The sequence below is a fragment of the Verrucosispora sp. NA02020 genome (assembly GCF_013364215.1).
GTDB lineage: Bacteria > Actinomycetota > Actinomycetes > Mycobacteriales > Micromonosporaceae > Micromonospora.
In genome coordinates this window covers 3,454,183-3,473,215 of sequence record NZ_CP054923.1, presented here as the reverse complement: position 1 = coordinate 3,473,215, position 19,033 = coordinate 3,454,183, and the positions used below count along the sequence as shown (strand labels likewise).

At 74.5% G+C, this 19,033-nt stretch carries 14 protein-coding genes, 1 pseudogene and 1 riboswitch; of the genes and pseudogenes, 4 read left to right on the top strand and 11 right to left on the bottom strand.

The window, feature by feature from the left end:
- Entirely contained in the window at nucleotides 1–630 is a 630-nt protein-coding gene (locus HUT12_RS15095; protein WP_131053230.1) for a precorrin-8X methylmutase, read from the bottom strand.
- Nucleotides 627–1,826, bottom strand: coding sequence for a precorrin-3B synthase (locus HUT12_RS15090; protein WP_176093789.1), 1,200 nt, complete (start codon nucleotides 1,824–1,826; stop codon nucleotides 627–629). Before HUT12_RS15090 ends, HUT12_RS15095 begins: the two co-directional genes overlap by 4 nt.
- 66 nt (nucleotides 1,827–1,892) lie before the next feature.
- Nucleotides 1,893–1,971: riboswitch (cobalamin riboswitch) on the top strand.
- Between the two features lie 51 nt (nucleotides 1,972–2,022).
- Between HUT12_RS15090 and cobN the strand changes: the two genes are divergently transcribed.
- Complete coding sequence (cobN, locus tag HUT12_RS15085) at nucleotides 2,023–5,676, top strand: cobaltochelatase subunit CobN (protein WP_217706003.1); 3,654 nt, start codon at nucleotides 2,023–2,025, stop codon at nucleotides 5,674–5,676.
- Between the two features lie 67 nt (nucleotides 5,677–5,743).
- Here the strand turns inward: cobN and cobA are convergent, their stop codons facing one another.
- The 4 genes and pseudogenes from cobA to HUT12_RS15070 all read right to left on the bottom strand — a co-directional run bounded on the left by cobA (nucleotide 5,744) and on the right by HUT12_RS15070 (nucleotide 10,649).
- The gene (gene cobA / locus HUT12_RS32825; RefSeq protein ID WP_254877057.1) at nucleotides 5,744–6,529 is read right to left on the bottom strand and encodes a uroporphyrinogen-III C-methyltransferase; all 786 of its coding nucleotides are present in this window, start codon (nucleotides 6,527–6,529) and stop codon (nucleotides 5,744–5,746) included.
- Nucleotides 6,530–6,667: 138 nt separating this feature from the next.
- Nucleotides 6,668–8,029 (bottom strand): annotated as a pseudogene (locus tag HUT12_RS32820) (cobyrinate a,c-diamide synthase); the annotation flags it as partial.
- Nucleotides 8,023–8,637: a cob(I)yrinic acid a,c-diamide adenosyltransferase gene (gene cobO, locus HUT12_RS15075; RefSeq protein WP_131057785.1), complete on the bottom strand. Its 615-nt coding sequence runs from the start codon at nucleotides 8,635–8,637 to the stop codon at nucleotides 8,023–8,025. The gene cobO and the pseudogene HUT12_RS32820, both read right to left, overlap by 7 nt.
- Nucleotides 8,637–10,649: a magnesium chelatase subunit D family protein gene (locus HUT12_RS15070; protein ID WP_217706084.1), complete on the bottom strand. Its 2,013-nt coding sequence runs from the start codon at nucleotides 10,647–10,649 to the stop codon at nucleotides 8,637–8,639. Before HUT12_RS15070 ends, cobO begins: the two co-directional genes overlap by 1 nt.
- Nucleotides 10,650–10,961: 312 nt before the next feature.
- Here HUT12_RS15070 and cbiE point away from each other — a divergent pair, with 312 nt between their 5' ends.
- The 3 genes from cbiE to cobF are packed head-to-tail and all read left to right on the top strand — an operon-like array spanning nucleotide 10,962 to nucleotide 13,716.
- Nucleotides 10,962–12,173 carry a precorrin-6y C5,15-methyltransferase (decarboxylating) subunit CbiE gene (gene cbiE, locus HUT12_RS15065; RefSeq protein ID WP_176095791.1) on the top strand — a complete coding sequence of 404 codons (1,212 nt, stop codon included), beginning with the start codon at nucleotides 10,962–10,964 and terminating at the stop codon, nucleotides 12,171–12,173.
- Nucleotides 12,170–12,940, top strand: coding sequence for a precorrin-4 C(11)-methyltransferase (gene cobM, locus HUT12_RS15060; RefSeq protein ID WP_131054543.1), 771 nt, complete (start codon nucleotides 12,170–12,172; stop codon nucleotides 12,938–12,940). Before cbiE ends, cobM begins: the two co-directional genes overlap by 4 nt.
- Nucleotides 12,937–13,716, top strand: a complete 780-nt coding sequence (gene cobF, locus HUT12_RS15055) for a precorrin-6A synthase (deacetylating) (RefSeq protein WP_176093787.1) — start codon at nucleotides 12,937–12,939, stop codon at nucleotides 13,714–13,716. Before cobM ends, cobF begins: the two co-directional genes overlap by 4 nt.
- Before the next feature lie 88 nt (nucleotides 13,717–13,804).
- On the opposite strand, the gene deoC is transcribed toward cobF, so the two are convergent.
- The 5 genes from deoC to HUT12_RS15030 all read right to left on the bottom strand — a co-directional run bounded on the left by deoC (nucleotide 13,805) and on the right by HUT12_RS15030 (nucleotide 18,990).
- Nucleotides 13,805–14,515, bottom strand: a complete 711-nt coding sequence (gene deoC / locus HUT12_RS15050; RefSeq protein WP_176093786.1) for a deoxyribose-phosphate aldolase — start codon at nucleotides 14,513–14,515, stop codon at nucleotides 13,805–13,807.
- 128 nt (nucleotides 14,516–14,643) lie between these two features.
- Nucleotides 14,644–15,690: a zinc-binding dehydrogenase gene (locus HUT12_RS15045; RefSeq protein ID WP_176093785.1), complete on the bottom strand. Its 1,047-nt coding sequence runs from the start codon at nucleotides 15,688–15,690 to the stop codon at nucleotides 14,644–14,646.
- 26 nt (nucleotides 15,691–15,716) lie between these two features.
- Nucleotides 15,717–17,198: an FGGY-family carbohydrate kinase gene (locus HUT12_RS15040; RefSeq protein ID WP_176093784.1), complete on the bottom strand. Its 1,482-nt coding sequence runs from the start codon at nucleotides 17,196–17,198 to the stop codon at nucleotides 15,717–15,719.
- Entirely contained in the window at nucleotides 17,195–18,019 is an 825-nt protein-coding gene (locus HUT12_RS15035) for a carbohydrate ABC transporter permease (RefSeq protein ID WP_131054538.1), read from the bottom strand. The genes HUT12_RS15040 and HUT12_RS15035 overlap by 4 nt, the downstream gene beginning before the upstream one ends.
- A complete protein-coding gene (locus tag HUT12_RS15030; protein ID WP_176093783.1) occupies nucleotides 18,019–18,990 on the bottom strand; it encodes a carbohydrate ABC transporter permease in 972 nt (323 codons plus the stop codon). Before HUT12_RS15030 ends, HUT12_RS15035 begins: the two co-directional genes overlap by 1 nt.
- Between the last annotated feature and the right edge of the window lie 43 nt (nucleotides 18,991–19,033).

Genomic DNA, 19,033 nt, shown 5'->3' with positions numbered 1-19,033 from the left:
TCACTCCACCTCGCTCGCGATGCCGTTCACGGCCGCCGCGGTGACGGCGCTGCCGCCCCGACGACCCTGCACGACCAGGTACGGGATCCGGGCCGGATGCGTGGCCAGCGCCTGCTTGGACTCGGCCGCGCCGATGAACCCGACCGGTACGCCCACCACCGCCGCCGGCCGACCCGCGCCCTCGTCGACGAGTTCCAGCAGCCGGAACAGGGAGGTCGGGGCGTTGCCGATGGCGACCACGGCGCCGTCGAGCCGGTCCCGCCACAACTCCATGGCGGCGGCGCTGCGGGTGGTGCCGAACTGCCGGGCCAAATCGGGCACCGCCGGATCACGCAGCGTGCACACCACCTCGTTGTCGGCGGGCAGCCGGGTGCGGGTGATCCCGGCGGCGACCATCGCCGCGTCGCAGAGCACCGGCGCACCGGCGGCCAGTGCGGCGTACCCGGCGGCGACCACCTCGGGGTGCGCCTCCACGTCGTCGACCAGGTCGACCATGCCGCAGGCGTGGATCATGCGCACCACCACCCGGGCGACGTCGGCGGGGAAGCGGGACAGGTCGGTCTCGGCGCGGATGGTGGCGAACGAGCGGCGGTAGATCTCGGCGCCCTCGCGGACGTAGTCGTAACTCATCGTGGTCTCCGTGCCTGTGCCACCCGCTCGGACAGCGGGCCGTGGTGATCCCCTCGGGGACCGGCGACACGGTAACCGGCGCCGGTGGCCACCGCCAGGGCAGCCGGACCGGACGGTCGGCCGCAGCACCGGTCACAGCCCGCCCAGTGCAGGGGAAGCGCGTCGTCGGCGGGCGGTGTGGCGGCGGTCAGTGCGGCCGTGGCGTCGGCGCGGACGTCGGCCAACGCGCTGCCGCAACCGGGTCGGCCCGCGCAGGCGGTCACCCCGACCCAGGGCGAGGCGGGATCGACGACCAGCCCGGCACCGGTCAGCACCGGCACCGCCGACTCGGGTGCGGCGACCACGACGACGGTCCGCCACGGGGTCACCACCACCGGCCCGTCGGTCAGCGCCGCGACCGCCTCGGCCTGCGCGGCGGTGAGCCGGCCCAGGGGTGCGGCGGCGACCACGAACCCGGCCGGGTCCGGACCGACCGGCGGCGGGCCGTAGCGCGGCACGTCGACCGGCGCGGCGTGCGACCCGCCCAGTGCCGCGACGATGGCGGCGGGTGCCTCGGGCAGGTCGGCCACCCGCCACACGTCCCGCCGGCCGGCCCGGTGGCGCAGGAAGGCCCGGGCGGCGGCGACGATCGTCTCAGCCGCCTCGTCGGCGTCGGCCCGCAGCCCGACGTCGCGTCCCGCCACCAGCAGCGCGCCCGGGTCGGCCAGCCAGCACAGGTCCGCGCCGAGGGCGGCGACGTCACCCCGGCCGTCGTCGACGGCGATGAGGAAACGGCCGCTGAGGTCGGCGAGATCGGGACAGGCGCAGAGCGCCTCGTCGACCCGGGCCACCACCGGCCGTACGTCGGGCCGCCCGTCGTGCTCCAGGCCGCTCAGCGGTGAGGCGACGATGTTGCGGACCGTCTCGTGGGTGGCGCTGGGCAGCAGCCCCGACTCGACCAGGACGGCGGCGATGCGGTCCACCGCCACCTGGTCGGGGATGCCGCGGAGCTGCACGTTCGCCCGCGAGGTCAGCTCCAGCGTGCCGTCGGCGTCGCGTCGGGCGGTGGCCGCCAGCCGGCGTAGCTGTGACGTGCTCAACCGGCCGCCGGGAAGCCGGACGCGGACCAGCAGACCGTCGGCGGCCTGGTGGGCCCGAAGCGCCCCGGGACACCGGTCGGCGCCGGAACGGCCGGACGGGGAGGAGACAGCGGGCACGTGCTCATCGTAGAGTCAGACTCTCGGCACGGAATGCGCCGAGATCAGCATCACGCGGTCGGTGCGGAGGAACCCGGTGCGAGTCCGGGGCGGTCCCGCCACTGTCACCGGTCCGGCCACGTGCCGGGCCGCGAGCCAGACACTCCGGTCGACCGCGACCGACGGCCACGGGCGCGGACCCGGGGAGGAGTCAACCATGCCCGGTGACGGCGTGATCCTACTGCTGTCCACCTCGGACACCGACCTGCTCAGCGCCCGGTCCAGCGGTGCGACGTACCGGCTGGCGAACCCGGCCCGCGTCGGCGAGGAACCGGAGGCACTGGCCGACCTGACGGCCGGCGTGGACCTGGTGGTGGTCCGCATCCTCGGCGGTTACCGGATGTGGCAGCGTGGCCTGGACACGCTGCTCGGCGGCGACGTGCCGGTGGTCGCCCTCGGCGGTGAACAGCTTCCCGACGCCGACCTGATGGCCCGCTCCACGGTGACCCGGGGCATCGCCGCCCAGGCGCACGCCTACCTGGCGCAGGGCGGTCCGGACAATCTCCGCGAGCTGCACGCGTTCCTCAGTGACACGGTGCTGCTGACCGGCCACGGCTTCGCGCCGCCGGTCGCGCACCCCACCTGGGGGGTGATGTCACGTCCGGCCCCGACGGGGACCGGGCCGACCGTGGGCATCCTCTATTACCGGGCCCACCAGCTCAGCGGCAACACCGCCTTCGTGGAGGGGCTCTGCGCGGCCGTCGAGCAGGCCGGTGGCGTGCCACTGCCGGTGTTCTGCGCGAGCCTGCGCGCCCCCGAGCCGGACCTGCTGGCCACGCTCGGCCGGGCCGACGCGCTGCTGGTCACGGTGCTGGCGGCCGGGGGTACCCGGCCGGCGGAGGTCTCCGCCGGGGGCGCCGACGAGGCGTGGGACGTCGGTGCGCTCGCCGAGTTGGACGTGCCGATCCTCCAGGCGCTGGCGCTGACCCAGGACCGGGCGTCCTGGGCGGAGAGCGACGACGGGCTCAGCCCGCTGGACGCGGCCACCCAGGTGGCGGTGCCGGAGTTCGACGGTCGGCTGATCACCGTGCCGTTCTCGTTCAAGGAGACCGACGCCGACGGGCTGCCGCACTACGTCGCCGACCCGGAGCGTGCCCGCCGGGTCGCCGGCATCGCGGTCCGGCACGCACGGCTGCGGCACGTGCCGCCGGCCGAACGACGGATCGCGGTGGTGCTGTCGGCGTACCCGACGAAGCACTCCCGGGTCGGCAACGCGGTCGGTCTGGACACCCCGGCCAGCGCCGTACACCTGCTGCGGACGCTGCGCGGGCAGGGTTACGACGTCGGTCCGGTCGACGGCCCGGACGCGCTGCCCGGCCTGCTGCCCAGCGGCGACGGCCAGGACGCCGACGGGGACCGCCTGATCCACGCACTGATCGCGGCCGGCGGCCAGGACCCGGAGTGGCTCACCGAGGAGAAGCTGGCCGGCAACCCGGTACGCGTCCCGGCCGCCACCTACCGCCGCTGGTTCGACGCGCTCCCCGACGACCTGCGGGAGGCGATGACCGAGCACTGGGGTCCCGCCCCGGGTGACCTGTTCGTCGACCGGTCCGCCGACCCGGACGGCGAGATCGTCCTGGCCGGGTTGCGGGCCGGGAACGTGCTGCTGATGATCCAGCCGCCTCGCGGGTTCGGCGAGAACCCGGTGGCCATCTACCACGATCCGGACCTGCCGCCGACGCACCACTACCTGGCCGCCTACCGGTGGCTGGACGAGGAGTTCGGCGCGCACGCCGTGGTGCACCTGGGCAAGCACGGCTCGCTGGAGTGGCTGCCCGGCAAGAACCTCGGCCTCTCCGCGAGCTGCGGCCCGGACGCGGTCCTCGGCGAGCTGCCGCTCATCTATCCGTTCCTGGTCAACGACCCGGGTGAGGGCGCGCAGGCCAAGCGGCGGGCGCACGCCACCATCGTGGACCATCTGGTGCCGCCGATGGCCCGCGCGGAGAGCTACGGCGACATCGCCCGGCTGGAGCAGTTGCTCGACGAGCACGCCAACATCGCCACCATGGACCCGGCCAAGCTGCCGGCCGTACGGGCGCAGATCTGGACGCTGATCCAGGCCGCCCGCCTCGACCACGACCTCGGCATGGAGCAGCGTCCGCACGACGCCGAGTTCGACGACTTCCTGCTGCACGTCGACGGGTGGCTCTGCGAGGTCAAGGACGCGCAGATCCGCGACGGCCTGCACGTCCTCGGGCACGCCCCGACCGGCGAGGCGCGGGTCAACCTGATGCTGGCCATCCTGCGCGCCCGCCAGGTCTTCGGCGGTCAGGCCGACGCGGTGCCCGGTCTGCGGGCCGCGCTCGGCCTCGACGAGGGCGGCGCCGAGCAGACCGCCGAGGTGGACCGGATCGAGGCAGTGGCCCGACGGCTGGCCGAGGAGATGGAACGGCACGACTGGTCCGCCGAGGCGGTCGACCGGGTACGCGTCGAGGTGCTCGGCGACGACCACCCGCACGGCGCGGAAGTCGGCCGGGTGTTGACGTTCGCCGCGACCGAGGTCGCGCCACGGCTGGCCGGCACCACCGGGGAACTCGACGCCGTGCTGCACGCCCTCGACGGGGGTTACGTGCCGGCCGGACCGAGTGGGTCGCCGCTGCGCGGCCTGGTCAACGTGCTGCCGACCGGCCGCAACTTCTACACCGTCGACCCGAAGGCGATCCCCAGCCGACTGGCCTGGGAGACCGGGCAGGCGATGGCCACCTCATTGCTGGAGCGTTACCGCCGGGACACCGGCGAGTGGCCACGCTCGGTCGGTCTGTCGGCGTGGGGCACCTCGGCGATGCGGACCTCCGGCGACGACATCGCCGAGGTGTTGGCGCTGATCGGGGGGCAACCGGTCTGGGATCCGGCGTCCCGGCGGGTCACCGGCGTCGAGATCGTCCCGCTGGCCGACCTGGGCCGCCCCCGCATCGACGTCACGTTGCGCATCAGCGGCTTCTTCCGGGACGCCTTCCCGCACGTGGTGCTCCTGCTGGACGACGCGATCCGGGAGGTGGCGGCGCTGGACGAGCCGGACGAGGAGAACTACCTCGCCGCGCACGCCCGTGCCGACAGCGCCCGGCACGGCGACGACCGGCGTGCCACCACCCGCATCTTCGGCTCCAAGCCCGGTGCGTACGGTGCCGGGCTGTTGCCGCTGATCGAGAGCGGGAACTGGCGCGACGACGCCGACCTGGCCGAGGTCTACACCGTGTGGGGTGGGTTCGCGTACGGCCGTGACCTGGACGGGCGGCCCGCCCGGGAGGACATGGAGTCGGCGTACCGGCGGATCGCGGTGGCGGCGAAGAACACCGACACGCGTGAGCACGACATCGCCGACTCCGACGACTACTTCCAGTACCACGGCGGGATGATCGCCACGGTGCGGGCGTTGACCGGGCAGGCGCCCCGGGCGTACATCGGGGACAGCACCACCCCGGACGCCACCCGGACCCGGTCGTTGACCGAGGAGACCGCACGGGTGTTCCGCGCCCGGGTGGTCAATCCACGGTGGATCGCCGCGATGCGCCGGCACGGCTACAAGGGCGCGTTCGAGATGACCGCCACGGTCGACTACCTGTTCGGGTACGACGCGACGGCCGGCGTGGTCACCGACTGGATGTACGAGCAGCTCGCGGAGAGCTACGTCCTGGACCCGGAGAACCAGCAGTTCCTGCGCCGGTCGAACCCGTGGGCGCTGCGCGGGATCGTCGAGCGGCTCACCGAGGCCGCCGACCGTGGGCTCTGGGCCAAGCCCGATCCCGCCCTGATGGACGCGCTACGGCAGGCGTACCTGGAGGTGGAGGGCGACCTGGAGGAGTCCGGCTGAGCGGTGCCCGTCCCGGGGAGCCGTCGGTTCCCCAGGACGGGCTCAGGCGACGTGCCCGGGACGGGGCTCAGACGTCGGCGAGCTGGGTGACGTCAGCGAACGCGGCGACCGCGCCGATCACGGTGACGGCGGGTGCGCACAGGTGCCCGGCGGCGGCGACGTCGGCGATGTCGGCGAGGCTTCCGCGCAGGACGCGTTGCCGGTCGGTGCCGCCGTTCTCCACGCTGACCGCCGCCGTGGCCGGGTCCATGCCGTGCCGCAGCAGCGCGTCGGTCACCTCGGGCAGCGTCTGCACCGCCATCAGCAGCACGATCGTGGTGCCGGAGCGGGCCACCCCGGCCCAGTCGACGGTGCTGCCCGGGTCGTCGGGCGGCAGGTGGGCGGCGAGCACGGTGAAGCCCTGTGTCAGACCGCGATGGGTCACCGGCACACCGGCCAGCTCGGGCACGGCCACCGCGCTGGACACCCCGGGTACCACCTCCACCGGCACCCCGGCGGCCCGGCAGGCCAGCACCTCCTCCATGCCCCGGCCGAAGACGAACGGGTCGCCGCCCTTGAGCCGCACCACCCGGTGTCCGGCCTGGGCCTCGGTGACCAGGATCTGGTTGATCTGCTCCTGGGGAACGAACGCGCCGCGTGGCACCTTCGACACGTCGACGACCCGGACGCCGGGCCGCAGGTCGCGCAGCACCGCGTGCGGCACGAGCCGGTCGGCCACCACCACGTCGGCCTCGGCGAGACGGTCCAGCGCCCGGCGGGTGAGCAGACCCGGGTCGCCGGGGCCGCCTCCGACCAGCGTGACCCGGCCGACGGCGGGCGCATCGGCCGGGGTGGGACCGGTCGACCCGGACACGCGCGGGGCCGGGATCACCCCGGCCGCCGGGCTTGCGACAGCCGGGACGGCGCCGGAACCACCGGGTTCCGGATCCGCGACGGCAGCGGGGGTACGGGGTGCCGCTCCGGTGGTGTGCCGGTGCACGGCGGTGGCGAAGCGGGCCGCCAGGCTCGGGTGTCCGGCCCAGTGCACGTGCAGGTAGGAGGCGTGCACGGTGCCGGCCACGACACCGTCGGGCACCGGCGCGGCGGTGCCGTGCGCGGCGGACGGGCGGGGCCGGAACCGCCAGGCGGGCGTGCTGTCGGGATCGGCGTCGACGCGGGTCCGGTGGAACTCGTGGCCGGTGACCGCCTGGTCGGCGTCGGCGAGCACGCTCTCCGTGGTGGCCCGCGCGTCCCGGTAGCCCAGCGTCAGCCGGTCGGTCATCCGGGCGCGTACCGGCAGGACCCCGGTCATCGGCGCGCCGTCGAGGTCGCGGGCCAGGTAGAGCAGGCCGGCGCACTCGGCGACCGTCGGGACGCCGCGCGCCGCAGCGTCGGCCACCTCCCGACGCAGGGGTGCGTTCTCGGTCAGTCCGGCGGCGTACACCTCGGGGAAGCCGCCGCCGAGGTACAACCCGGTGGTCCGCTCGGGCAGCGTCGGGTCGTGCAGCGGGTCGGCCGGGGCCAGCCGGAGGCCGGCGGCGGTGAGCAGTTCGTCGGTCTCGGCGTACCGGAAGGTGAACGCCGGCCCGGACGCGACCGCGACGGTCCCCTCCACGGTGAGACCGGACAGTTCGGCCACCGGGTCCCAGGCCGGGCCGGGCAGCGCGGGTGCCCGGCGGGCCACCGCGACGACCTGGTCGAGGTCGACACCGGCGGCGACGTGGGCGGCGAGCGCGTCGACGGTACGCGCGGCGGCGGCGGCCCGCTCGGCGACCGGCACCAGGCCGAGGTGCCGGCTCGGGGTGTCCAGGGTCGCGTCCCGGCCCAGCGCCCCCAGCACCGGCACGCCGGTGACGGCCAGCGCGTCGCGGATCTCCGCCTCGTGGGTCACCGAGCCGACCTTGTTGAGGACCACCCCGGCGACGGTGAGCTGCGGGTCGAACGTGGCGAAGCCGTGCACCAGCGCGGCGATGCTGCGCGAGGCACCGGAGACGTCCACCACGAGCAGCACCGGGGTACGGGTCAGCCGCGCCACGTGGGCGGTGGAGGCGTACCCGGCCCGACCGACCGCGCCGTCGAGCAGGCCCATCACGCCCTCGACGATCGCGATGTCGGCGGGGGCCCCGACGGTGGCGCCGTGCCGCAGCAGCGGCAGGATCCGCTGCTCGCCCTGGAGGAACGGGTCGAGGTTGCGGCCCCGGCGGCCGGTGGCCAACTCGTGGTAGCCGGGGTCGATGTAGTCCGGGCCGACCTTGTGGCCGCTGACGGTCAGGCCGCGCCGCCGCAGGGCCGCCATCAGGCCGGTGGCGACCGTCGTCTTGCCCTGCCCGGAGGCCGGAGCGGCGACGATCAGCCGGGGCGGGAGGGTCACCATTCGATGCCCCGCTGCCCCTTCTGACCGGAGTCCATCGGATGCTTGATCTTGGTCATCTCGGTGACCAGGTCCGCCGCGTCCACCAGCCGGGGATCGGCGTCCCGCCCGGTCACCACCACGTGCTGGTGACCGGGGCGCTGCCGCAGCGTCTCCACCACCTCGTCGACGTCCACCCACCCCCACTTCATCGGGTAGGTGAACTCGTCGAGCACGTACAGGTCGTGGGCGGACGTGGCGAGCCGGCGCTTGATCTCCGCCCAGCCCTCCGCGGCCTGCGCCGCATGGTCGCTCTCGGTGCCCTGGGTCCGGCTCCAGCTCCAGCCGGCGCCCATCTTGTGCCAGGAGACCGGGCCACCCTGGCCGGTCTGCTCGTGCAGCGTGCCGAGGGCGCGTAGTGCGTGTTCCTCGCCGACGGTCCACTTGGCGCTCTTGACGAACTGGAACACCGCGATCGACCAGCCCTGGTTCCAGCCCCGCAGGGCGAGCCCGAAGGCGGCGGTGGACTTGCCCTTCGACGGTCCGGTGTGGACCATCAGCAGCGGCCGGTTGCGGCGTTGCCGGGTGGTCAGCCCGTCGTCCGGCACGGTGACCGGTTGGCCCTGTGGCATCAGGCGGCACCCCTCTCGGTGCGGACGGCGGTGTGGGCGCGTACCGCGTCGGTGAGCGCGTCGGCGGCGACCCCCTCCAGCGGCAGGTACTGACCGCCGAGCGTGGTGGCCAGGTCGGCGGCGAGTCGCATGCGTACCCGGCCCTGCTCGCAGTCGACGACCACGGTGCTGGTGCCGGCGGCGGCGAGCAGGCGGGCCGCCTGCCGGGCCCGACCCACCGCGTCCGGGCCGGTGGTGGCGCGCCCGTCGGTGACCAGCACCAGCAGCGGACGCCGTCGCGGATCGCGGATCCGTTCCACCCGTAGCACCTCGCGGGCGCGCAGCAGCCCCTCGGCCAACGGGGTGCGGCCTCCGGTCGGCAGCGTGGCCAGCCGGGCGGCGGCCACCTCCACGCTGGCGGTCGGCGGCAACGCCACCTCGGCGTCGGTGGCGCGGAACGTCACCAGGCCGACCTTGTCCCGGCGCTGGTAGGCGTCGAGCAGCAGGGAGAGCACCGCCGCCTTGACCGCGCCGACCCGTTGGCGGGCGCCCATCGAGCCGGAGGCGTCCAGGCAGAACAGGATCAGGTTGCCCTCGCGGCCCTGCCGCACCGGCAACCGCACGTCGCCGGGACGGACCAGGATGCCGGGACCCTGTCGGCCCCGGGCCCGTTGGTGCGGGGCGGCGGCGTGCAGGGTGGCCACCAGGTGGGGCCGTCCGGTCGTCGCCCCGTCGGGACGTCGGGCGCCGACGGTGCGGCCGGTGGTGGTGCGGGCCGGCGAGCGGCGGCCGGCGACGCCGAGGCCGCTGCCGGGGACCTGTAACAACCGGGCCCGGTAGGGCGCGCCGGCCGGCACCGGTGCGGGGACCGTCCGCTCCCCCTCGGCGCCCGGGGCGGGCGGGGTGTCCGGGCGGGAGCGGTACGGGCGGTCGTCGGCGGAATCGCCCTCGGGGTCGCCCGGGCCGCCGCCGTCGGGCGGGCCGTCCGGGTCGTCCGGGCCCGGTGGGCCGTCCGTGGGCGGATCCAGCTCCTCCTCGGGCGGCCCGGGTTCGTCCAGCCCGGCGTCGTGCAGCGCCCGGTCGAGGTCGGCGGCGTCCTGCTGCGGCGGGTCGAAGGGGTTGCGGCGGCGGCGGTGCGGCAGGGCCAGCCGGGCGGCGACCCGGACGTCACCGACGCTCACCTCGGTGCGCCCGCACCACGCCGCGTGGGCGATGGCGGTCCGCGCGATGACCAGGTCGGCGCGCATCCCGTCGACCTCGGCGGCGGCGCAGAGGGCGGCGATGCGGGTCACCGTCGCGTCGTCGAGACGGACCGTCGGCAGCAGGGTCCGGGCCCGGGCGACCTGTGCGCCCAGCGCCGCGTCGGCGTCGGCGTAGCGGGCGGCGAAACCGTCCGGGTCGGCCTCGTACGCCAGCCGTCGGCGCATCACCTCGGCCCGCACCTGCGGGTCCCGGCTGGCGGCGACCTCGACGGTCAGACCGAAGCGGTCCAGCAGCTGCGGGCGCAGCTCCCCCTCCTCGGGATTCATGGTGCCCACCAGCACGAACCGGGCCGCGTGGGTGACCGAGACGCCGTCGCGCTCCACGGTGGCGCGCCCCATCGCCGCCGCGTCGAGCAGCACGTCCACCAGGTGGTCGTGCAGCAGGTTGACCTCGTCGACATAGAGCAGGCCACGGTGGGCGGCGGCCAGCAGGCCCGGGTCGTACGCGGTGACGCCCTCGCGCAGTGCCCGTTCCAGGTGCAGCGCGCCGAGGAGGCGGTCCTCACCGGCACCGACCGGCAGCTCCACCAACCGGGCCGGACGCGTACGGGCCGGTGGGTCGGCCGGGTGCGGCCCGTCCGGACAGTCCGGGTCGGGTGCCGCCGGGTCGCAGGAGAAGCGGCAGTCGGTCACCACGTCGACCGGGGGCAGGAACGCGGTCAGGGCCCGCACGGCGGTCGACTTCGCGGTGCCCTTCTCGCCTCGGACCAGCACACCGCCGATCGCCGGGGAGACCGCGCACAGGTTCAGCGCCAACGCCATGTCGTCCATGCCGACGACGGCGGAGAAGGGGTACGACCGCACGGCCACACCTTTCACCTCGCGTGGGTCCTCGCCCACGGCCGGTCACCGACCACGCCGACGCAGCGGCCGACGTGGCACGACGCAGCGAGTGTCTGGCTTCCGGTGGCCGGCGCGGGGCCGGACCGGTCACAGTGGCGGGACCGCCCCGGATTCGCCGACCCCGTTCGGGCCGGCTCACCGGTGTTCCCCACCGCGCCGTCGTCGCCGATGATGTCACACCGACCCCCCGGGGCGGCAGGGTCGCGGATTGCTGGACTACCGTTGCGCCGCGTGAGGTCCATGACATCCCCGGTCGCCGTGGTCGGCGTCGGCGCGGACGGCTGGGCGGGGCTCGGCGAGCGCGGACGCGACGCGGTGCGGCAGGCGGAGGTCGTGCTGGGCGGCCGGCGGCACCTGGACCTGCTGCCGGAGAGCGTGCCGGCGCAGCGGGTCGCCTGGCCGACGCCGTTGCTGCCGGCCCTGCCCGACCTGCTCGCGATGCACGCCGACCGGCGGATCTGCGTACTGGCCAGCGGCGACCCGATGTGGTTCGGCATCGGCACGCACCTGGTCCGGCTCCTCGGCGCCGACCGGGTGCGCGTGGTCGGCCATCCCTCCTCGATCACGCTGGCGTGCGCGCGGATGGGCTGGCCGGTGGAGCGGGTCACCGTCCGCAGCGCGGTCGGCCGTGACCTGGACGAGGTCCGCCGCGACCTCGCCCCGGGCCGACTGCTGCTGGTGCTCAGCACCGATGCCGCCACCCCCGCCGCGCTGGCCCGGCTGCTGACCGACGCCGGGTACGGCGACAGCGAACTGACGGTCCTGGGCGCGCTCGACGCCGACACGGAGCAGCGGGTCGACGGCCGGGCCGAGGGTTGGGCCGCCCCACCCGGCGATCCGCTGAACGTGGTCGCGGTGCGGGTCGTCGCCGTAGCCGGCACGCGGGTGCTCTCCACCGTGCCCGGTCTCCCGGACGACGCCTTCGCGCACGACGGCGCCCTGACCAAGCGGGAGGCCCGCACGTTGGCCCTGTCCCGGCTCGCACCCACCGGCGACGAGCTGCTCTGGGACGTCGGGGCCGGCAGCGGCAGTGTGGCGGTCGAGTGGCTGCGCAGCGATCCCTCCACGTCGGCGGTGGCGGTGGAGGGCCGTGACGACCGCGCCGACCGGATCGTCGCCAACGCCCGGAATCTCGGCGTACCCCGGTTGCGGGTGGTCCGGGGCCGGGCGCCGCAGGCCCTCGCGGACCTGCCCGCACCCGACGCGGTCTTCGTCGGCGGCGGGCTGACCGCACCGGGGGTGTTCGACGCGGCCTGGGACGCGCTGCGTCCCGGCGGGCGGCTCGTCGCCCACGCGGTCACCCTCGAAGGCGAGCGCGAACTCACCGACCAACTGGCCCGGCACGGTGGGGACCTGACCCGGTTGTCGATCGAACGCGCCACGCCGCTGGGCGGTTTCACCGGGTGGAAACCGGCCCGCGCGCTGGTGCAGTGGGCGGTGAGCAAGCCATGACAGTGCACTTCATCGGCGCCGGACCGGGCGCCGCCGACCTGATCACCGTACGCGGGCAACGCGTCCTGGCCCGCGCCCAGGTCTGCCTGTACGCGGGCAGCCTGGTCCCCGCCGACCTGCTCGCCACCTGCCCGCCGGACGCCCGGCTGGTGGACACCGCCGAGCTGACGTTGGACGAGATCGTGGCGGCGATGGTCGAGGCGCACCGCGACGGTCACGACGTCGCCCGCCTCTGCTCCGGCGACCCGGCCGTGTTCAGCGCCGTCGCCGAGCAGACCCGGAGGCTGGACGCGGCCGGGGTGCCGTACGAGATCGTGCCGGGCGTGCCGTCGTACGCGGCGGCGGCGGCCACGTTGCGCCGGGAGCTGACCGTGCCGACCGTCGGGCAGACCGTGATCCTCACCCGTACCCAGGCCCGGTCGACGCCGATGCCGCCCGGGGAGACCCTGGCCGAGCTGGGCCGCAGCCGCGCCACGCTGGTCCTGCACCTGGCGGTGGCGCGGACCCGGCAGATCGCCGGAGAGCTGGTCGGGCACTACGGGTCGGACTGTCCGGTGGCCGTGGTCGCCAACGCCAGCCGTCCCGACGAGATCGTGCTGCGCGGCACCCTGGCCGACATCGCCGATCAGGTGGAGGCGCACGGCATCCGCCGGACCGCGGTGATCATCGTCGGGGCCGCGTTGGCCGCCGACTCCTTTCCGGACAGTTACCTCTACTCCCCCGGCCGGGACCGTAGCGCCAAGCGTCCGCACGGGCCGACGGCATGAGCGCCGCGCGGACGATCCTGGTGATCGGCATCGGGGCCGGCGACCCGGGTCAGCTCACCCTCGCCGGAGCCGAGGCGATGCGCCGGGCCGACGTGTTCTTCCTGCTGGACAAGGGTGCCGAGAAGCACGACCTGATCGCGTTGCGGCAGGAGCTGCTGGCTCGTTTCGCCCGGCCGGAGCATCGGGTGGTCGAGGTACGCGACCCGGACCGGGACCGGACCGCCGCCGGGTACGTCTCGGCGGTGGACCAGTGGCGACGGGACCGCGCCGACCTGCTGGAGGAGGCCATCGCCGCGCACCTGCCCGACGGGGGCTGCGGCGCGTTCCTGGTCTGGGGCGATCCGGCGCTCTACGACAGCACCCTGGCGGTGGTGGAGGAGATCCGGGCGCGCGGCCGGATCGAGGTGGAGCACACCGTGATCCCGGGCGTCAGCAGCGTGGCGACGCTCGCCGCGCGGCACCGCATCGGGCTCAACCGGGTGGGCCGGGCGTTCCTGGTGACCACCGGCCGTCGGTTGGCCGAGCAACTGCCCTCGGACGTCGACGACATCGTGGTGATGCTGGACGCGAACTGTTCCTTCACCCACTACCTGGACGAGGACTTCGACATCTTCTGGGGCGCCTACCTGGGCACCGCCGACGAGATCCTGGTCGCTGGACGGCTGTCGGAGGTGGCGGAGCGGATCGTGGAGACCCGCCGGGAGGCCCGCCGCCGCAAGGGCTGGATCATGGACACGTACCTGCTGCGGCGCCGGGATCCGGACGGCGAGGCGTGACCGGGCCGACGGGCGACGTGGCCCGGACGCGGGCGCGAGGGTGCCTCTCGCCGACCCGCGTCCGGGCGGTCACGTCGTCACCACCGGGTCAGTAGCTGACCGTCGTGGCGGTGGCGGTGTCGGTGACGATCGCGATGCCGGCGCTGGTGCCGAGCAGTTCGGCCCCGGCCCGCAGCAGCCCGACGGCCTGCGGGTAGGACTTGATGCTGCCGGACGCCTTGACCCGGCTCCGGCCGGCGGCCCGGGACACCAGGTAGCCGATGCTCTCCGAGTTCGCGACCTCGACGGCGCCGCTGCTGGCGTTCTTCAGGTACGCCGCACCCGCCTCGATGGAGAGTTCGATGGCGGTCTCCCGCTCGGCCGCGGTCAGCAGCGGCAGTTCCAGCATCACCTTGACCGGCACTCCGGAGGCGCGGACGACACCGGCGATGTCCTCGCGGAACTCGTCGTACATGCCGCTCTTGAGCCAGCCGATCTGCACCCCGATGTCGATCTGTGCGGCACCGGCGCGCACCAGGCTCTCCGCCTCGAACGCCTTGCCGGCGCTGGTGGTCACGCCGACGGTCGGGAAGTCCAGGGCGGAGGCCACCTGCACGTCGGTGCCGCGCAGCACCTCGGCGACGACCGACACCCAGGAACCCGGCACCATCGCCGCGTTGAAGCCGTGGGTGAGCGCCTCCTCGGCGTGCGTGATCATGCGTTCCCGGGTGGTGCCCACCTCGATCAGGGTGTGCTGGATGTACGGCGCGAGGGCGGCCGGGGTCAGGTCGGCCGGCAGGGCCGTCGTGGCGGACGTCATGGCGGGGATCTCCTTTGTGCGGACGTGCGGCACCCGGCGGCCGGCGTCGCGCGCCTCGGCCGCCGTAGTGGCGGATCTGGGGATGGTCAAGGACCGGGTGAACGGGAGCGGCACACCGCTCGGTCGGGTCACGACCAGTCGATCAACACCTTCCCGACGTGGCCGGCGTCGGCCGCGGCCAGCGCCTCGGCCGCCTGGTCGGCGGGGAAGGGCGGGGCGAGCAGGTGCGCCAGCGCGGGCAGGCCACGGGCGGCCCGGAGCACGGCCGGGAACTCCGGCTGGGTGAAGACCCAGCTACCGAGCACCCGCAGTTCCTTGCGGATGACGTCCACGCCGGGGTCGATCTCCATGCTGTTGTTCGCGCCCAGCAGCACCACCGTGCCGTGCGGCCGGGCCAGCTTCATCACCTGCGCCTGCGCGGTCGGGTTCGCGGAGCACTCGAAGACGATCTCCGGTCCACGGCCCTCGGTGACCGCCGCGACGGTCGCGACGGGGTCCTGTCCGAGCGGGTCGACGACCACCGCCCCCAGCGTCTTGGCCAGGTCCCGCCGCCCCTCGATGGGGTCGACCGCGTAGACCTCGGCACCGGCGGCCACCGCGAGGGCCACCACGCTGCAACCGACCGGCCCGAGGCCGAAGACGGCGACCCGGTCGCCGACGCCGACCCCGGACTTGCGGACCGCCGAGTACGCGGTGCCGAAGTTGCAGGCGATCAGCGTCGCCAGTCCGTCGCTGACGTCGTCGGGTACCGGCAGGACGCCGGTCGTCGGAGCGGTGACGTACTCCGCGTCGGCGCCGCCCCGGTGGTTGCCGAGCGTCCGCCGGTCGGCGCAGAACATCGGCTCGCCGCTGCGACAGAAGACGCACTCGTCGCAGCCCGAGTGCTGGTAGACGATGACCCGGGTGCCCTCGGCCGGTCCGGTGCCGGAGGCGGCGGCTGCGGCGATCACGCCCACCGCCTCGTGGCCGGGCACGGTGTGCAGGCGGTTGTCGAGTTCGGCCGCAGGCTTGCGGTAGTGCGGCAGGTCGCTGCCGCAGACCGCCGACGACGTCACGCGTACCAGTACCTCGTCGGGGGCCGGCACCGGGCGCGGCACCCGGCGTACGACCGAGGTGCGGTCACCGGTCAGCATCAGCGCCCGCATCGACGGTTCTTCCGTGGGGTGGGCTTCCATCTCGCGTTCTCCTCGAATGGTGCGTGTCACGCCGCAGCCAGGTCCGTCACGTCGAGGTACCGGCTGTACAGGGCGTCGTAGACAGGGACGGTGGTGGGATCGGGCAGGTGGCGGCGGGCGGCGGCGGGGGAACCGGCGGCGTGCGCCAGATCCGGGTACCGGCCGAGGCCCACCCAGGCGGAGAGGGCGGCGCCGCGCAGCGGTGCGGCCTGCGGATCGCCGGCCGGGACCTCGATGGCGCGGCCGGTGACGTCGGCCAGGATCTGGCCGAAGACCTCCGAGCGGGCACCGCCGCCGATCGCGGTCAACGTCGGTCCGGCCAGGTCCGTCGGCAGGTGTCGCAGCACGTCGCGGACCTGGAGGGCGATTCCCTCCATGGTGGCCCGGACCAGGGCGCCCGGTCCGTGGGTGAAGTCGAGGCCGTCGATCCGGCCGCCGGCCGCCGTCCAGTGCGGGGTGCCGACGCCGGCCATGGTGGGCGCGAAGAGCAGACCGCGTGCGCCGGGTTCGACCTGCCGGGCGTCGGCCGACATCCGCTCGTACGCCGTGTCGTCGTCGCCGTAGCGCAGCAGAGTCCGCAGCCAGCGCAGTGCCGACCCGCAGGCCGGGATGGTGCCCTCGACCGAGACGCAGTTCTCGACGACGTGGGCGGCGCGGACGAACCCGGCGTGGTCGACGACGTCACCGACGGCGGCCGGGAAGACCATCGTCGCCGAGGTGCCGAGGTTGACGGTGGCGGCGCCGGGACGGACCCCGCCGCCACCGGCCGCCGAGCACTGCTGGTCGCCGCCGCCCACGTACACGGGCAGCCCGCGCGGCAGGCCGGTGGCGTCGGCGACCTCGTCGCGCAGGGCACCGGCGACGTCGGTGGCCGCGCGCAGCTCGGGCAGGCGGGCACCGTCGAGGTCGAACGCCGTGAGCAGGTCGTCGCTCCACTGCCCGGCGTGCAGGTCCAGCAGGCCGTACCAGGAGGCGCAACTGCGGTCGACCTGCGGTCGGCCGCCGGTCAGTCGCGCCAGCAGCCATTCCTGGACACCGACGAAGGAGGACGACGCGGCGTACGCCTCGGGGGCGTGGGTCCGCAGCCAGACGAGGGTGGCCAGGGCCGGCATGGTGCTCAGCGGCATCCCCGACACCCGGCTGTAGGTGTCCGGGTCGACGGCCGCCCGCAGGGCGTCCAGCTCGCTCGCGCCCCGCTGGTCCATCCAGAGCACCAGCGGGGTGACCGGGCGCAGGTCGGCGTCGAGTCCGGCGACGGAGGCCCGCTGGGTGGACAGGGTCAGCGCGACCACCCGGTGCCCGGCCTGTGCGGCCACGGCCCGCATGGCACGCAGCTCCCCGACGGTCACCTCCCACATCGCCGGCAGGGACTGTTCCGCCCGGCCCGGCTGCGGGTGGTCGACGGCCAACTCCCGGCTGTGTTGGCCGTGCACCTCGCCCCGCTCGTCGACCAGGGCGCAACGGATCCCGGTCGTGCCGGCGTCGACCACACACACGACGTCGGTCATCCCTTGACCGCCCCGAAGCTCATACCGGTGACGAGCTGCTTCTGCGACAGGAAGAGCACGATGGCGACGGGCAGCACAGCCAGCGTGCCGGCGGCCATCATCGGGCCGATCGCCACCGACTGGAACTGCATGAACCCGAGCATCGCCACCGAGACGGTCTTCGCCTCGCCGCTGGCCAGGGTCAACGCGAAGACGAACTCGTTCCAGGAGAAGATGAAGTTCAACACCGCCGCCGCGGCGACGCCGTTGCGCACCATCGGCCACGCCACGCTGACGAACTTGCGGGTCTCCGAGCAGCCGTCCAGGTCGGCGGCCTCGAAGACCGCGGCCGGCAGGTCGGCGAAGAAGCTGCGCAGCAGGAAGAACGTCACCGCGAGGTTGACCACCGTGTGCATCACGGTCAGCGCCCAGACCGTGTCGATGCCGCCGAGCTGGCGGAACAGCACGAAGTACGGGATGACCACGACGACGGCGGGGAGCATCCGGGTGGACAGCACCCAGAACTCGAAGTCGGCGCGGCCCCGGAACTTCATCCGGGCGCAGGCGTACGCGGCCGGGGTGGCGGCGGCGATGGCGATCGCCGAGGACACCACGGCGACCAGGACCGAGCGGCCGATCGCCGACATGAAGTCCGCGTCGCCGAACAGGTCGACGACGTTGAACATGTAGAGCGGGGCCAGCCAGTCCGGCGACCCACCACGGATGTCGCTGGGGGCGGCGAAGCCGACGCGGAGCATGAAGGCGAACGGCAGGACCGACCAGAGGATGAGGCCCCAGATCGCCACGGTCCGCAGGACCCGGCCTTTGCGCGTCTCGTGCACTAGTGCTCCAACCGTTGCAGCGCGGGCGCGGCGAACCGCTTGCCGAGGATGAAGAGGACGACGAGCAGCAGCAGGCCGAGCGCGGACGCCTCGCCGATGTGCAGGTCGTTGAAGGCGGTCCGGTAGATGCGGACGACGAGCGTCTCGGTCGCCGCGCCCGGTCCTCCCCCGGTGATGATCCAGATCGAGTCGAAGGTGCGGATCGCGTCGATCGCGCGGATCGTCACGACGAAGGCCACCAGCGGCTTGAGCATCGGCAACGCGATGCGGACCAGCCGCTGCACGGCGTTCGCGCCGTCCAGGGCGCCCGCCTCGAAGGTCTCGTCCGGCAGCGACTTGAGCCCGGCGAGCATGACCAGCGTGATGAACGGCGCCCACTGCCAGATGTCGACCACCACGAGGGCCACCACGGCCAGCATCGGCTCGGACGTCCAGCCCGGAGTCGGCAGGCCGAGCGCGCCCAGGGTGGCGTTGATCTGCCCGCCGTCCGGGTTGAGCATCAACCGCCAGGAGAGGTACGCCGCCACCGGCGTGGCGCCGAAGGGCAGCACCAGCAGGGCCAGGTAGAGCCGGCTGCCGCGCAGCGGCCGCCAGAGCAGCGAGGCCGCGAGCGTACCCAGGGCGAACTCGGCGACCACGGCGACCACCACCATGCCGACGGTGAGCAGCACCGCGCGCAGCAGACCGGGCTCGGAGAGCGCGTCGGCGAAGTTGGCCAGGCCGGCGAACCCCTGCTCGTCCGGGCGGGTCAGGTCGTTGCGTCGCAACGACCCGACCAGCACCGACACGAACGGGTAGAGCGTGAACGCGAGCAGCAGCACGGTCATCGGCGCGAGCATGCCGACGAGGAAGAGTCGCCGGCCCCGGTCCTCGCGGGGGCGGCGCGGCGGGCCGCCGGTGCGACCCGGACGCGTCGGCGGCGTCGGGTCGGCGGCCTGCCGCGCGAGCACGGCTGTTCGATCTGCGGACATCACAACCTCGTTCGGCCTGGACTGCTCCGGCAGTCGTCCACGG

What these genes read in the sequence shown, in the direction of transcription:
- HUT12_RS15095 (WP_131053230.1), bottom strand. Translation starts at nt 630, where the DNA reads ATGAGTTACGACTACGTCCGCGAGGGCGCCGAGATCTACCGCCGCTCG.
- cobN (WP_217706003.1), top strand. Translation starts at nt 2,023, where the DNA reads ATGCCCGGTGACGGCGTGATCCTACTGCTGTCCACCTCGGACACCGAC.
- cobO (WP_131057785.1), bottom strand. Translation starts at nt 8,637, where the DNA reads ATGCCACAGGGCCAACCGGTCACCGTGCCGGACGACGGGCTGACCACC.
- HUT12_RS15070 (WP_217706084.1), bottom strand. Translation starts at nt 10,649, where the DNA reads ATGGACGACATGGCGTTGGCGCTGAACCTGTGCGCGGTCTCCCCGGCG.
- cbiE (WP_176095791.1), top strand. Translation starts at nt 10,962, where the DNA reads ATGACATCCCCGGTCGCCGTGGTCGGCGTCGGCGCGGACGGCTGGGCG.
- cobM (WP_131054543.1), top strand. Translation starts at nt 12,170, where the DNA reads ATGACAGTGCACTTCATCGGCGCCGGACCGGGCGCCGCCGACCTGATC.
- cobF (WP_176093787.1), top strand. Translation starts at nt 12,937, where the DNA reads ATGAGCGCCGCGCGGACGATCCTGGTGATCGGCATCGGGGCCGGCGAC.
- deoC (WP_176093786.1), bottom strand. Translation starts at nt 14,515, where the DNA reads ATGACGTCCGCCACGACGGCCCTGCCGGCCGACCTGACCCCGGCCGCC.
- HUT12_RS15045 (WP_176093785.1), bottom strand. Translation starts at nt 15,690, where the DNA reads ATGGAAGCCCACCCCACGGAAGAACCGTCGATGCGGGCGCTGATGCTG.
- HUT12_RS15040 (WP_176093784.1), bottom strand. Translation starts at nt 17,198, where the DNA reads ATGACCGACGTCGTGTGTGTGGTCGACGCCGGCACGACCGGGATCCGT.
- HUT12_RS15030 (WP_176093783.1), bottom strand. Translation starts at nt 18,990, where the DNA reads ATGTCCGCAGATCGAACAGCCGTGCTCGCGCGGCAGGCCGCCGACCCG.